The following is a 13,869-nucleotide window of genomic DNA, read 5'->3' on the forward strand; positions in this document are numbered from 1 at the left end:
GTCAGGGACGGATGCCCGACGGACCGGAAATGATCAGCAGGTCGGTCCCGGGCTGCCGAGCTCCCGCCCTGGAAGGTAATCTCCGGCTCATGTCCCGCCATGTCGCGATCGTCACCGATTCAACGGCCTACCTGCCGCCTCAGACGATGGAACGGCACGGCATCACCGCGGTGCCGCTGACCGTCGTCCTGGGGGATCAGGCACTGGAGGAAGGCACGGAGATCTCGGCCAGATCGCTGGCCCTGGCTCTGCAGAAGCGCCGCTCAGTGACCACGTCACGGCCCAGCCCCGACGTCTTCGCCGCTGCCTACCGCGCCGCGGCCGACGCGGGGGCCTCCGGCATCGTCTCGCTCCATCTGTCGGCCGAGTTCTCCGGTACGTACGACGCCGCCGTGGTCGCCGCGAAGGACGCACCCGTGCCGGTGCGTGTGGTCGACTCCGGCATGGTGGCCATGGCCCTGGGCTTCAGCGCGCTCGCCGCCGCCGAGGCCGCCGAGGCGGACGGCGGCCTGGACGAGGCGGTCGCGGCGGCCGAGAAGCGGGCGGCGGGGACGTCGACGTTCTTCTACGTCGACACGCTGGACTACCTGCGCCGGGGCGGGCGCATCGGAGCGGCCCAGGCGCTGCTGGGGTCGGCCCTGGCGGTCAAGCCTCTCCTTCAACTCGACGGGGGACGCATCGAGATGCTGGAGAAGGTGCGGACGGCGTCCAAGGCGGTCGCACGGCTGGAGGAGATCGTCGCCGCGCGGGCCGGCACGGGTGACGTGGACATCGCCGTCCATCATCTGGCCGCTCCTGAAGGGGCCGAGCGGCTGGCGGAGCGGCTGCGGGGGAGGGTTCCGGGCCTTGTCGACCTGCATGTGAGCGAGGTGGGCGCGGTGATCGGGGCGCACACCGGGCCTGGGCTGCTGGGAGCAGTGGTCGCGCCGCGCTGAACTCCACCCCGGCGGGTGGCGGAGTTATTCACAACTGGTGAGTTATCCACTGTATTTGGGGCAGCTCGGCGGATTTCCTCGGAAGTGTCTAGCGTCATGAGGCATGACCTTCCGATCGCTTCTCGTCACCGGCCGTGCCATCGATGAGCTGAGCCTCACAGTCGGCGCGTCGGCGCCTTCCGCACGCCCGTCCGCGGATCTGCCCGCACGAAGGTCCGCGGATCTGCCCGCGCACGCGGCCATGGATCCACCTACGCGGCCCACCACGGGGCCACCAGGGCGCCGGCCCACCCATCGGGCCACGGACGGTGCCGCGCGGCCTGTGTCCCATGGGGCCGGTGCGGCGGGCCGTCCCAGGAGAGGGCCGGGTGTACGCCCCGGCGGGGCGGCCGGCACCTCGCCCGGCAGCGCGGCCACCCACACGTCCGGCGGGCGGGGCGGGCACCGGCGGCGTACCGGGCGTGGAGCGGGGGCGGAGCTCGCGGCTGCCTCCCGGCTCCGCGCGGACGCGCTCATGGCCGCCGACCGGGTTGCGGACAGGGGCGTCGATCGGGTCGCCGACCGGGTCGCGGAGAGGGGCGCGGGCCGGGCTGCGGACAGGGTCGAGGGCAGGGGGGCGAACCGGGCCACCGCCGGTCCGGCGTCCTCCGTGCCGGTGACGGCGCCGATGCCGGTGCCAAAGCCCGCGCCTGCGCCCTCCGGTGGGGCCGCGCGGGGGCGCCCGACCCCTTCCTGGGCGGCCCGTCCGCCGCGCCCGATGCCCGATGCGGGTTCCCCGAAGGACCCGCCCGCCGAGCCGTCGGTCCCGCCGCGTGGTGGAGCGGGCGAGGGCTCCGCCGCGCGGACGCCGTGGTGGCGAGAGGCAGGCCCCGCTCTGCGTGACCGGTTACCCCTGTGGGTGCAGCTGCGCTGCGGTCTGGAGCCACGCGCGCTCGCCGCGCTGGCCGTCATCCTGGTCGGGGCGGCGGTGTTCGCGGCGGTGCATTTCTGGTCGGCCCGCCCGGAGGCCGTACATGCTCCCGACCGGGTCACGGAGGCCGCCGCTGTCCAGGCGGGAGGGCCGGAGTCCCCGAGCGCCCCACAGCAGCCGGGTGCCTCGCCCGCTCCCGACGCGGGGCCGCGGGCCGGCGCCGGCACCTCGCCCGGCGGGCAGATCGTCGTCGATGTCAGCGGCAAGGTACGCCGTCCCGGGATCCAGCATCTTCCGGCAGGCTCCCGCGTCGTGGACGCCCTGCGTGCCGCGGGGGGTGTTCGTGAGGGCGCCGATGTCAGCGTGCTCAACCAGGCACGTGTCCTGATGGACGGCGAGCAGGTGGCGGTGGGCCTGCCCGGAGCGCCGCCACCTCCAGGCACAGGCGGCCCGGGAGCGGGCGGCGCCGCGGCGGGAGGGGCCGGGCCAGGGGCGCAGGTGAGCCTCGGCACGGCGACGGCCGAGCAGCTCGAAACCCTGCCTGGTGTCGGGCCGGTGCTGGCCCAGCACATCGTCGACTACGGCACCGAGCACGGGGGTTACCGCTCCGTCGATGAGCTGCGTGAGGTCAACGGCATCGGCGAACGCCGGTTCGCGGAGCTCCGGCCGCTGGTCAGGCCATGAGAGCCCCGGACGTCCACACGGACTCGGGCCGACGGCTGGGCGCTGCGGACCCGCACCAGGAGGCTCCGGCAGATCTGCGGCTGGTCCCTCCGGCGCTGGCGGCCTGGGCTGCGTCCGTGCTGGCCCTGGGGGCACCGGGCCGATGGGTGGCTGCTGGTGCGGTTCTCCTCGGGTGCGTGGGGCTGGGCCTCGTCGCGGTACCCCGGATCGCGGCGCGAGCCGGGTCCCCAGGCGGGGCGGATCCCCTGCGGTCGGCGGACCGGGCCGTGCGGGGCGACCCGGCGGCCGGAGCCACCGGGCCGGCTGTGCTGCTCCCGCGTGCCGGGGTGCGCACCACGGCTGTGGCGGGGGTGCTGCTCTGCGCGGCGGCCGGTGCCGCGGCGGCCGGGCTCCAGGGCGCGGATTCCCGCAGCGGTCCCGTCCCCGCGCTGGCGCAGTCGTATGCGCGGGTCGTGGCGGAGGTCACCGTCACCTCCGACCCACGGCGGACCCGGCCGCGGGTGCTGGGCGACCACAGCACGCCGGCGTCCCTGCTCCTGGACGCCGGGATCGACAGGCTGACCGCCCCCGACGGCACGGTCACCAAGCTCCGCACACCGGTGCTGGTCATGGTCTCTCCGGGTGACGCGGCGGAGCGGTGGCAGCGGCTGCTGCCCTCGACGGGGCTCCGCGTCAGCGGGCGGCTCGCTCCACCGCGCCACGAGGGGGAGCGGATCGCAGCCGTGCTCGCCGTCGACGCGGACGGCCCACCGACGGTCATCACGGAGCCCAGCCTTCTGCAACGCGTGGCGGGGCGGTTACGGGCAGGGCTGCGGGAGGCCGGCGAAGGACTGGACGCCGATGCGCGGGCTCTCCTGCCGGGGCTGGTCGTCGGCGACGTCTCGCGGGTTCCGCCCGACATGCACGATGCCTTCAAGGCCACCGACCTCACCCACCTGCTCGCCGTGTCGGGCTCCAACCTGTCGATTCTGCTCTTCCTGCTCATCGGCCCACCGGGAAGCGCGTCACGCAGTGAACGCCGCGGCCTGGCACCCCGGCTGGGCATCTCCCTGCGTACGACCGCCCTGACCGGCGGCGGGATCGCGCTCGCCTTCGTGATCGTGTGCCGCCCCGAGCCGAGCGTCCTGCGCGCCGCCGCCTGCGGCATGATCACCCTGCTCGCCATCGGGACGGGCCGACGCAGATCGCTGATTCCCGCGCTGGCCACGGCCGTTCTGCTGCTGGTGCTGTACGACCCGTGGCTGGCCCGGAGTTACGGCTTCCTGTTGTCCGTCCTCGCCACCGGGGCGCTCCTCACCCTCGCGCCGAGGTGGAGCGACGCCCTTCAACGGCGCGGGGTTCCCACGCGGCTTGCCGAGGTGCTGGCCGCGGCGGGCGCCGCCCAGGCGGTCTGTGGACCCGTGGTGGTGGTCCTGGCGTCGCGGGTCAGCCTGGTGGCGATCCCGTGCAATCTGCTGGCCGAGTTCGCGGTCGCGCCGGCGACGGTCCTGGGTTTCGCCGCGCTCGCCGTGGCTCCCGTGGCCATGCCGGCGGCCGAAGTGCTGGCCAGGATCGCCGGATGGCCGGTCGGGTGGATCGCGTCCGTGGCCCGCACCGGGGCCGCGCTTCCGGGGGCGGAGGCCGACTGGCCGGGCGGCTGGCGCGGTGCGGCCCTCCTGGCGGCCCTCACGGCCCTGCTGGTGCTGTCGGCCCGCCGCCTGGCCCGCCACCCCTGGGTCTGCTCCGCGGCTGCGCTCCTGCTGGTGCTCGCGGTGCTGAGACCGGTGCCGCTCACCCGGTTCATGACGGGATGGCCACCACCGGGCTGGTCCTTCGCGCTGTGCGACGTGGGGCAGGGGGATGCCATGGTGCTCGCGGCCGGGGACGGCACGGGGGTGGTCGTGGACACCGGACCTGAGCCCCGCCTCGTGGACGGGTGCCTGCGCGACCTGGGCATCACCCGCGTGCCTCTGCTGCTGTTGACCCACTTCCATGCCGACCATGTGCGTGGCCTGCCCGGGGCGTTGGGCGGCCGGGAGGTCGGCATGATCCAGACGACGAGCCTCGACGAACCGAAGGAGCAGGCGGCCTTCGTGCGGAGAACGGCAGCGGCTGCGCACGTCCCGGTGGTCCGGGCCGTACCGGGTGAGCGGCGTCGGACGGGACCTCTCGACTGGCAGGTGCTCTGGCCCGAGGCCGGGGCACCGGGCGCGGCGCCGTCCTACCCGACCGAGGAGCCCAACGATTCCAGCGTCACCCTCCTCGTCCGCTCGGGCGCCCTGACCCTGTTGCTCCTGGGCGATCTCGAACCTCCGGCACAGCAGGGCGTGTTGCGCGGCCATCCGGCACTGCCCCGGGTGGACGTGCTGAAGGTCGCGCACCATGGCTCCGCCCACCAGGACCCCGCGCTCCTGCGCAGTGCGCACCCGAGAATCGCGCTGATCAGCTGCGGTACGGACAATCCGTACGGTCATCCGGCTCCCCGTACGCTCGAAGCGCTCGAAGCGGCGGGGGCGAAGGTGCTGCGCACCGACGTCCATGGTGCGATCGCGGTGACGGGTTCGGGCGCGGAGCTGCGTGCGGCAGGCAGGTCATGAACCCCCGGTGCGACCGGAGCGGCGTCCGGCGACCGCTGTCAGACCAGCCAGGCGCCGTCGCGCATCAGCTCGCGCTCGGCCAGCTCGTTCACCTCGCGCCACGCCTTGACGACGTACGGAGTGAGGCGCAGATACACCCAGGCGGAGCGTCCGCGCAGGTCCCAGTGGAGCTTCTCGACAAAGGCGTCCACCGACCCGGCGGGCAGATCCGCCCCTTCGACGACCTCCGCCGTCCCCTCGATCAGCACCACATCGCGGGTGTGCCCGATCGTGGCCCTGGCCTGCCCGGACGGCGTCAGGTTCACCGCCGTCGGATTGGTGCGCCGCGTGGCCATCAGCAGCGTGCCCCGGTCCCAGACGAACGACAGCGGCACCAGACACGGCACACCGTCGGCCGACGCCGTTGCCACCCAGAGGTCTTCGTCCTTCTCCAGGCGATCGAGTGTGTCCTGCTTGCGCTGTTCCGGGCCGCGTGCCGCTTCTCGCTCTGTCATGGCCGACACGCTAGCCACCGGCATCCCCCGCCACATCAGGCCCAGGACCTAGGCCGGTGGACTCATGGCGTCGCCGCACACGGCGCGACAGACTTCCCGTATGGCCCGTACGAACGAGCAGCCACGGCAGCACGCGCCTGCCCCCACCACCGCCTGGGTGGACGCCTATCTGGAACGCGTCGGTGCGGTACGGCCCTCCCGCGCCGACGCCGGGGCGCTGCGCGAGCTTCAGCGCTGCCATCTGACGACCGTGCCCTTCGAGAACCTCTCGATCCATCTCGGCCAGGACATCGTCCTGGAGGAGGAGAGACTCGTCGGCAAGGTCGTCGAGGACCGCCGAGGCGGCTTCTGCTACGAGCTCAACGGCGCCTTCGCCGCGCTGCTGCGCGAGCTCGGCTTCCGCGTCACCCTGCTCCAGGCGCGGGTGTTCGGCGACGGTGGACGCCTCGGCATCCCGTACGACCACATGGCACTGCGCGTGGAGACCGACGACGGTACGGGCCCCTGGCTGGCCGACGTCGGGTTCGGCGACCACGCCCTGCACCCGCTGGATCTGGAGGCACGTACCGAACAGGACGATCCGTGCGGCAGGTTCCGCTTCCGGGCGGCGCCCCAGGGAGACCTCGATCTGCTGCGCGACGGCTCGCGGCAGTTCCGGCTGGATCCCCGGCCGCGCGTGCTCGCCGACTTCCGAGCGGGTTCCTGGTACCACCGCACCTCGCCGGAGTCCCACTTCACCCGGTCGCTCGTCTGCTCCCGGCGCACCGAGGACGGCCGGGTGACGCTCCGGGGGCACACTCTGATCACCACCACGCGGGGCGAGCGGCAGGAGACGGAGCTGCACGACGACGCCGAGGTAGTGGCCGCCTATCGCGACCACTTCGGTCTGACGCTCGCCCGCCCGCCCGAGGTACGGCGGCAGTGCGGGTGAGCGGGTGAGCGGACACCGATCGTTGATTCCGGATGGCCGATTCCGGATGGCCGACCCCGGATATCGGTCAATACGGATCTTCGGTAGCACCTGCGGACAGTGACGCACAGCAGCCCACAACCCACTCTGAGCTGCAGCGTTTGCCTCGAACGTCGCAACAGTGGTCGAATGCGTATTCGTCGGCGGGCCGCTGCTCCGACAACGACGTCCGGCTGTCATGGGTCCGAGGTGATAACCGCCCCTGGGAGTACGTGCGCATGTTCGGTCGTTGGCTAGGCAGCAGAGCGAAGTCCGGGACCGCACAGAGCAACGGCCTCGCCGGACTCCAGGTGCCGCAGAACGCCGGAGTGCTGAGCTGCCGGGTGCTGGACCCGGTGTCCGAGCCCGTGCGGCAGGCCGAATTCGTCGTCACCGACAGCGCGGGCCGCAAGGTCGTCGGCGGAGAGACGGACCCCTTCGGGAACGTCGTCGCCACCGTTCCTTCGGGCGAATACCGTCTGGGCGTCACGGCTGAGGGCTTCACGCCCTTCCACGGCTCGGCCGCCGTGACGGAATCCGGTCACGCGAGCCTCGGCGACGTCACCCTCCAGGTCTCCCAGCCCCCGCAGCTGCCCGATCCGGGTGAGTGGGAGATCGAGCCCTCGCACACCCAGATCGCCTTCACGGCACGGCACATCGGCATGGCTCGTATCCACGGCAGGTTCAACACCTTCGCCGGTGCCGTGCGGATCGCCGACCGCATGGAGGACTCCGCCATGCACGTCATCATCGACGCCTCGTCGATCGACACGAACGTCCGGATGCGCGACGACCACCTGCGGTCCGCCGACTTCCTCGACGTCGCGCGCTACCCGACCCTCGAGTTCTACAGCGACCGCTTCGTCCACCGGGGCGGCACCCGTTGGGGTGTCACCGGGGCACTCACCCTGCACGGCGTGAGCCGCACCGTGACGCTGGACACCCAGTACCTCGGTCTGGGCAACGGCCTGGAGGGCGAGACCCGCGCCGCCTGCCGGGCGACCACCGAGCTGCACCGCGAGGACTTCACGCTCACCTGGCAGACGATGCTGGCGCGGGGCATCGCCGTGGTCGGCCCGAGCATCACGATCGAGATGGACATCCAGATCGTCCCCAAGGGCTGACACCGGCACCCCGCATCCGGCACCCCGCACCCTCGCGCCCCGGCACCCTCACACCAGCACCCTCACACCGGTGGTCGGTGGTCGGTGGTCGGTGGCCGGTCCGGCCCTTACGGTGCCTCCAGCCAGCCTTCGTACTCCGCGGCGAACGCGTCGAGTGCCGCGGAGTCCAGTCGGGCGGCCGGGTCCTCCACCACCACCAGCCACTGGGCGTCCTCGGCGTCGTCCTCGCCGGCCAGTGCGTCCCGTACGAGCTGTGGCTCCTCCGTGACGCCGAACCGGTCGGACAGCTCCCCTGCGACCTCCTCGGCCGCGTCGCGGTCGGGCAGCACCAGCACATGTCTCACATCGCTCACCCGGACATTCTCCGGTACGCCGGTCCGGGCGGTGCGCCGGGGAGGCTGTCCGGCGGCCCTGTCACAGGGGCGTGGGATGCTGGACCGCGATGGCCACCAGACGTAGTTCCACCGACGACCCGCTCGCCCCCGTCACGCTCGCCGTGGGCCAGGAGGACCTGCTCCTGGACCGAGCCGTGCAGCATGTGGTGGCCGCGGCCCGTGCTTCCGACGCCGACACCGACGTCCGCGACCTCACATCGGACCAGCTGCAGCCCGGCACGCTCGCGGAGCTCACCAGCCCTTCGCTCTTCGCCGAGCGCAAGGTGGTGATCGTGCGCAACGCGCATGACCTCTCCGCGGACACCATCAAGGACGTCAAGGCGTACCTGGGTGCCCCCGCCGAGGAGATCACCCTCGTCCTCCTGCACGCGGGCGGCGCCAAGGGCAAGGGCCTGCTGGACGCGGTGCGCAAGGCGGGGGCGCGCGAGGTGGCGTGCCCCAAGACCACCAAGCCGGCCGAGCGGCTGTCCTTCGTGCGGTCGGAGTTCAGGGCGCTCGGACGCTCGGCGTCCCCCGAGGCGTGCCAGGCGCTGGTGGACTCCATCGGCAGCGACCTGCGGGAGCTGGCGAGCGCCGTCTCGCAGCTGGCATCGGACATCGAAGGCACGATCGACGAGGCCGTCGTGGGCCGTTACTACACGGGCCGGGCGGAGGCATCGTCCTTCACGGTCGCCGACCGCGCGGTCGAGGGCCGGGCGGCGGACGCGCTTGAGGCGCTGCGATGGTCGCTGTCCACCGGAGTCGCCCCTGTCCTGATCACCAGCGCACTCGCGCAGGGCGTCCGGGCGATCGGCAAGCTCTCCTCGGCCCGGGGTGGCCGGCCGGCCGACCTGGCCCGCGAGCTCGGCATGCCGCCCTGGAAGATCGACCGGGTCCGCCAGCAGATGCGCGGCTGGACACCCGACGGAGTGGCGGCGGCCCTGATCGCGGTCGCGGCGGCCGACGCCGGGGTGAAGGGCGGCGGGGACGACCCCGAGTACGCCCTGGAGAAGGCCGTGGTCGCCGTCGCCCGCGCGGCACGCTCCGGCGGCCGCTGACGCGACACCGGCACGCCCTCGAAGGGCAGACCCGTACATGAAGCAACACATACGAAAGCCCCGGCCGTCGTCCTGGGGAGGACAAGGCCGGGGCCTTCGATTCACGCTTGGTGTGCCGCACCCGCGTGGCGAACGCAGGTTCGGTGTGCGGCACGGGTGCCGGTCAGGAGCGGGAGAGAGGGCCCGCTGAGTCCGTTCCGGCGATCACATCAGTAGCTCAGCCCTGGAGGGCGGCAACCTTGAGCGACAGCGCCGACTTCTTGTTGGCGGCTGCGTTCTTGTGGATGACACCCTTCGAGACAGCCTTGTCGAGCTGACGGGAGGCGTCGCGGACGGCCAGGGTGGCCTTCTCGACGTCACCGGCAGCGGCAGCCTCACGGGCCTTGCGGATCGAGGTCTTGAGCGAGGACTTGACGGCCTTGTTGCGCAGGCGCGCCTTCTCGTTCGTCTTGTTCCGCTTGATCTGGGACTTGATGTTCGCCACGAAAGAGCCTTTTCAGGTTCGTTGGATCTTCTATGTGCGCCACGCCGCTTCTGAGGGCCACGAGGCACAGCTGCCCACGGTAGCAGTCACCCTCGGACCGGCCCAAACCGGTCCCGGCCCCGCAGGCGTGGGAGCATGGAGGCTACGTATCGATCCGTCCGACCCGACATCGACCCGAGACACGGCGTCCGACGTCTCAAGAATCAGGACCCTGCGTGCCCGCGACTCCTACCAACGTGCCCGAGCCGAGCCGTACCGACCCGGCGCTGATCCGCAACTTCTGCATCATCGCGCACATCGACCATGGCAAGTCGACGCTTGCCGACCGGATGCTCCAGCTGACGGGAGTGGTCGACCAGCGGCAGATGCGCGCTCAGTATCTCGACCGGATGGACATCGAGCGCGAGCGCGGCATCACCATCAAGTCCCAGGCGGTACGTCTGCCGTGGGCGCCCACCGAGGACCAGGGCCCGACCCACATCCTCAACATGATCGACACCCCGGGCCACGTGGACTTCACCTACGAGGTCTCCCGCTCGCTGGCCGCGTGCGAGGGCACCATCCTGCTGGTCGACGCGGCCCAGGGCATCGAGGCCCAGACGCTGGCCAACCTCTACCTGGCGATGGAGAACGACCTCACCATCGTCCCGGTGCTCAACAAGATCGACCTGCCCGCCGCGCAGCCCGAGAAGTTCTCCGAGGAGCTGGCCAACCTCATCGGTTGCCAGCCCGAGGACGTGCTCAAGGTCTCCGCGAAGACCGGCGTCGGCGTGGACGCCCTGCTGGACCGGGTCGTCAGGGACGTCCCGCCCCCGGTCGGCCAGGCCGACGCCCCCGCCCGCGCGATGATCTTCGACTCGGTCTACGACGCGTACCGCGGTGTCGTCACCTACGTCAGGGTCGTCGACGGTCAGCTCAACAAGCGCGAGCGCATCCGGATGATGTCGACGGGCGCCACCCACGAGCTGCTGGAGATCGGTGTCTCCGCCCCGGAGATGACCCCGGCCGACGGCATCGGAGTGGGCGAGGTCGGCTACATCATCACCGGTGTGAAGGACGTCCGGCAGTCCAAGGTCGGTGACACCATCACCTCCCTGAACAAGGGCGCGACCGAGCCGCTGGGCGGCTACAAGGACCCGAAGCCGATGGTGTTCTCCGGGCTCTACCCGCTGGACGGCTCCGACTACCCGGACCTGCGTGAGGCCCTGGACAAGCTCCAGCTCAACGACGCTGCCCTGGTGTACGAGCCGGAGACCTCGGCCGCGCTCGGCTTCGGCTTCCGCGTCGGCTTCCTCGGCCTGCTGCACCTCGACGTGATCCGCGAGCGCCTGGAGCGCGAGTTCGGTCTCGAACTCATCGCCACCGCTCCCAACGTCGTCTACCGCGTCGACATGGAGGACGGCACCGAGCACACCGTCACCAACCCGAGCGAGTTCCCCGAGGGCAAGATCGACAAGGTGCACGAGCCGGTCGTCAGGGCCACGGTCCTGGCGCCCAGCGAGTTCATCGGCGCGATCATGGAGCTCTGCCAGAACCGGCGCGGCACCCTGCTCGGCATGGACTACCTCTCCGAGGACCGGGTGGAGATCCGCTACACCCTGCCGCTCGCCGAGATCGTCTTCGACTTCTTCGACCAGCTGAAGTCCAAGACCCGCGGTTACGCCTCGCTCGACTACGAGCCCACCGGTGAGCAGTCCGCCCAGCTCGTCAAGGTCGACATCCTGCTGCACGGCGACAAGGTCGACGCCTTCTCGGCGGTCACGCACAAGGACAAGGCGTACGCGTACGGCGTCCGGCTCGTCGCCAAGCTGCAGAAGCTCATCCCCCGGCAGAACTTCGAGGTGCCGATCCAGGCGGCCATCGGTTCCCGGGTCATTGCCCGTGAGACCGTCCGCGCCATCCGCAAGGACGTCCTCGCCAAGTGCTACGGCGGTGACATCTCCCGTAAGCGGAAGCTGCTGGAGAAGCAGAAGGAAGGCAAGAAGCGGATGAAGATGGTCGGCAACGTGGAGGTGCCGCAGGACGCGTTCATCTCCGTCCTGTCGACCGACGAGTCGGCCGGCGACGGCAAGGGCAAGAAGTAAGGGCGAGAAGTAGGGTCGGTCCTGGTTCGTACCCGTGAGTAGCCTGTTGGGCCCCTGTGCCGCGGACATCCGCGGCGCAGGGGCCCGGTTCGTTATCAAGCGGCGGCCCGTTGCCTCTTACGTGACGGTCCCAGTCGCTCTAGTCTGATCACCACCCCGTTAGTTACTCGCCAGTTAGTTACTGGCCGGTTGACCAAGCAGGCAGAGCGGGAACGAGAAGCAGGACATACAAGCAGCAGCACCCATGAGCCGGTCGTAGCAATGCCGCAGGCCCGGAGGACGTCGTGAGCGACACACAGACCTTGATCGATAGCCGACCGCCCTCCGTGGCGAATCTCTTCATCGAACGCGTGGCGGCAACCCCGGACGGGGAGGCCTACCGCTATCCGGTTCCGGCCGCCTCGGGTCAGGGCCCGGACGACTGGAAGTCGCTCACCTGGGCGCAGGCCGCCGAGCGTGTCCACGCCATCGCGGCCGGTCTGATCGTCCTGGGTGTCCAGCCGGAGGAGCGGGTCGCGCTCGCCTCGTCGACCCGCGTCGAGTGGATCCTCGCCGACCTCGGTGTGATGTGCGCGGGCGCGGCGACCACGACGATCTACCCCTCCACGAACACCGAGGAGTCCGCCTTCATCCTGGCCGACTCCGACAGCCGCGTCCTGATCGCCGAGGACGCCGCCCAGCTGGCGAAGGCCCGGGAGAGCAGGGCTGGGCTGCCCGAGCTGGCGCATGTCGTCGTCATCGACCCGGCCGGCGCGGAGCCCGTGGAGGGCGACCCCGACGGCTGGGTGCTCACCCTGGCCGATCTGGAGGCCCGGGGCGCGGAACACCTGGCGAAGAACCCGGACGCGGTCACCGACCGGGTCGCGGCGATCACCCCCGACCAGCTGGCGACGCTGATCTACACCTCGGGCACCACCGGCCGCCCCAAGGGTGTACGCCTGCCGCACGACAACTGGTCGTACATGGCCAAGGCGACCGTGGGGACCGGCCTGATCACCGCGGACGACGTCCAGTACCTCTGGTTGCCGCTCGCGCACGTCTTCGGCAAGGTGCTCACGTCCGGCCAGATCGAGGTCGGTCATGTCACGGCAGTCGACGGACGCGTCGACAAGATCATCGAGAACCTCCCGGTGGTCCGGCCGACCTACATGGCGGCCGTACCCCGCATCTTCGAGAAGGTCTACAACGGGGTCGCGGCCAAGGCGCGGGCCGGCGGCGGCGCCAAGTACAAGATCTTCCAGTGGGCGGCCGGGGTCGCCCGCGAGTACGCCACGGTGTCGCAGGACAACTTCCGGCGTACCGGCAAGGCCTCCGTGCCGTTCGCGCTCGGGGCCCGGCACAAGGTCGCCGACACCCTCGTCTTCGCCAAGATCCGGGAGGCCTTCGGCGGGCAGCTCCGCGCCTGTGTCTCCGGCTCGGCCGCCCTGGCACCCGACATCGGCCTCTTCTTCTCCGGGGCCGGCATCCACATCCTGGAGGGCTACGGGCTCACCGAGTCCAGCGCCGCCTCCTTCGTCAACCCCGGCGAGGCCTACCGCACCGGGACCGTCGGCAAGCCGCTCCCCGGCACCGAGGTCCGGATCGCGGACGACGGCGAGATCCTGCTGCGCGGCCCCGGCCTGATGGAGGGCTACCACCGGCTGCCCGAGAAGACCGCCGAGGTGCTGGAGTCCGACGGCTGGTTCCACACCGGCGACATCGGCGAGCTCTCCCAGGACGGCTATCTGCGGATCACCGACCGCAAGAAGGACCTGATCAAGACGTCGGGCGGCAAGTACATCGCCCCGGCGGAGGTCGAGGGACAGTTCAAGGCGGTGTGCCCGTTCGTCTCCAACATCCTGGTGCACGGCGCGGACCGTAACTTCTGCACCGCCCTCATCGCGCTCGACGAGCCGACACTCATCGGCTGGGCCAAGGAGAACGGGCTCGGTGACAAGACGTACGCCGACGTGGTGGCGTCGCCGCAGACCGTGGAGCTGATCGAGGGCTATGTGCGGCGCCTCAACGAGGGGCTGCAGCGCTGGCAGACCATCAAGAAGTTCCGGCTCCTGCCGCGCGACCTCGACATCGAGCACGGCGAGCTGACCCCCAGCCTCAAGCTGAAGCGGCCGGTCGTCGAGCGCGCGTACAAGGACCTCATCGACGACATGTACGCGGGCTCCCGCGAGGCGTAGACACCGAACGCGAGGCGTAGACA

At 71.2% G+C, this 13,869-nt stretch carries 11 protein-coding genes; 8 read left to right on the plus strand and 3 right to left on the minus strand.

The genetic code is table 11. The annotated features are described in order from the left end of the window. Window positions 1-89: 89 nt before the first annotated feature. The 3 genes from OG623_RS24055 (at window position 90) to OG623_RS24065 (ending at window position 5,105) form a co-directional block, all read left to right on the plus strand. Window positions 90-935: a DegV family protein gene (locus OG623_RS24055; RefSeq protein ID WP_406149166.1), complete on the plus strand. Its 846-nt coding sequence runs from the start codon at window positions 90-92 to the stop codon at window positions 933-935. A 757-nt stretch (window positions 936-1,692) separates the two neighbouring features. Continuing rightward, window positions 1,693-2,529, plus strand: a complete 837-nt coding sequence (locus OG623_RS24060) for a helix-hairpin-helix domain-containing protein (RefSeq protein ID WP_406149167.1) — start codon at window positions 1,693-1,695, stop codon at window positions 2,527-2,529. Next, window positions 2,526-5,105, plus strand: a complete 2,580-nt coding sequence (locus tag OG623_RS24065; protein WP_406149169.1) for a ComEC/Rec2 family competence protein — start codon at window positions 2,526-2,528, stop codon at window positions 5,103-5,105. The genes OG623_RS24060 and OG623_RS24065 overlap by 4 nt, the downstream gene beginning before the upstream one ends. A gap of 38 nt (window positions 5,106-5,143) precedes the next feature. Here the strand turns inward: OG623_RS24065 and OG623_RS24070 are convergent, their stop codons facing one another. After that, on the minus strand, window positions 5,144-5,599 hold the full coding sequence (locus OG623_RS24070) for a pyridoxamine 5'-phosphate oxidase family protein (protein ID WP_406149170.1): 456 nt from the start codon (window positions 5,597-5,599) through the stop codon (window positions 5,144-5,146). Between the two features lie 100 nt (window positions 5,600-5,699). Here OG623_RS24070 and OG623_RS24075 point away from each other — a divergent pair, with 100 nt between their 5' ends. Next, window positions 5,700-6,530, plus strand: coding sequence for an arylamine N-acetyltransferase (locus OG623_RS24075; RefSeq protein WP_406149171.1), 831 nt, complete (start codon window positions 5,700-5,702; stop codon window positions 6,528-6,530). Window positions 6,531-6,787: 257 nt separating this feature from the next. Next, a complete protein-coding gene (locus OG623_RS24080; RefSeq protein ID WP_406149173.1) occupies window positions 6,788-7,672 on the plus strand; it encodes a YceI family protein in 885 nt (294 codons plus the stop codon). Window positions 7,673-7,779: 107 nt separating this feature from the next. Here the strand turns inward: OG623_RS24080 and OG623_RS24085 are convergent, their stop codons facing one another. Continuing rightward, window positions 7,780-8,025 (minus strand): hypothetical protein, encoded by a 246-nt coding sequence (locus tag OG623_RS24085; protein WP_362887707.1) that lies wholly within the window; start codon window positions 8,023-8,025, stop codon window positions 7,780-7,782. A gap of 89 nt (window positions 8,026-8,114) precedes the next feature. Between OG623_RS24085 and holA the strand changes: the two genes are divergently transcribed. Further along, a complete protein-coding gene (holA, locus tag OG623_RS24090) occupies window positions 8,115-9,104 on the plus strand; it encodes a DNA polymerase III subunit delta (protein ID WP_406149175.1) in 990 nt (329 codons plus the stop codon). 217 nt (window positions 9,105-9,321) lie between these two features. On the opposite strand, the gene rpsT is transcribed toward holA, so the two are convergent. Then, window positions 9,322-9,588 (minus strand): 30S ribosomal protein S20, encoded by a 267-nt coding sequence (gene rpsT / locus OG623_RS24095; RefSeq protein ID WP_362887711.1) that lies wholly within the window; start codon window positions 9,586-9,588, stop codon window positions 9,322-9,324. Window positions 9,589-9,803: 215 nt separating this feature from the next. On the opposite strand from rpsT, the gene lepA reads away from it, so the two are divergent. Together lepA and OG623_RS24105 are read left to right on the plus strand one after the other, a co-directional pair. Continuing rightward, entirely contained in the window at window positions 9,804-11,672 is a 1,869-nt protein-coding gene (lepA, locus tag OG623_RS24100; RefSeq protein ID WP_406149176.1) for a translation elongation factor 4, read from the plus strand. 284 nt (window positions 11,673-11,956) lie between these two features. Continuing rightward, window positions 11,957-13,846, plus strand: coding sequence for an AMP-dependent synthetase/ligase (locus OG623_RS24105; RefSeq protein WP_406149177.1), 1,890 nt, complete (start codon window positions 11,957-11,959; stop codon window positions 13,844-13,846). The last annotated feature ends 23 nt before the right edge of the window (window positions 13,847-13,869 follow it).

Origin of the sequence: Streptomyces sp. NBC_01012 (genome assembly GCF_045162755.1) — a bacterium.
Classification (GTDB): domain Bacteria; phylum Actinomycetota; class Actinomycetes; order Streptomycetales; family Streptomycetaceae; genus Streptomyces.

Excerpts from the sequence above, each read along its gene's own strand:
- OG623_RS24055 (WP_406149166.1), top strand. The coding sequence starts at position 90 with ATGTCCCGCCATGTCGCGATCGTCACCGATTCAACGGCCTACCTGCCG.
- OG623_RS24060 (WP_406149167.1), top strand. The coding sequence starts at position 1,693 with ATGCCCGATGCGGGTTCCCCGAAGGACCCGCCCGCCGAGCCGTCGGTC.
- OG623_RS24065 (WP_406149169.1), top strand. The coding sequence starts at position 2,526 with ATGAGAGCCCCGGACGTCCACACGGACTCGGGCCGACGGCTGGGCGCT.
- OG623_RS24070 (WP_406149170.1), bottom strand. The coding sequence starts at position 5,599 with ATGACAGAGCGAGAAGCGGCACGCGGCCCGGAACAGCGCAAGCAGGAC.
- OG623_RS24075 (WP_406149171.1), top strand. The coding sequence starts at position 5,700 with ATGGCCCGTACGAACGAGCAGCCACGGCAGCACGCGCCTGCCCCCACC.
- OG623_RS24080 (WP_406149173.1), top strand. The coding sequence starts at position 6,788 with ATGTTCGGTCGTTGGCTAGGCAGCAGAGCGAAGTCCGGGACCGCACAG.
- holA (WP_406149175.1), top strand. The coding sequence starts at position 8,115 with ATGGCCACCAGACGTAGTTCCACCGACGACCCGCTCGCCCCCGTCACG.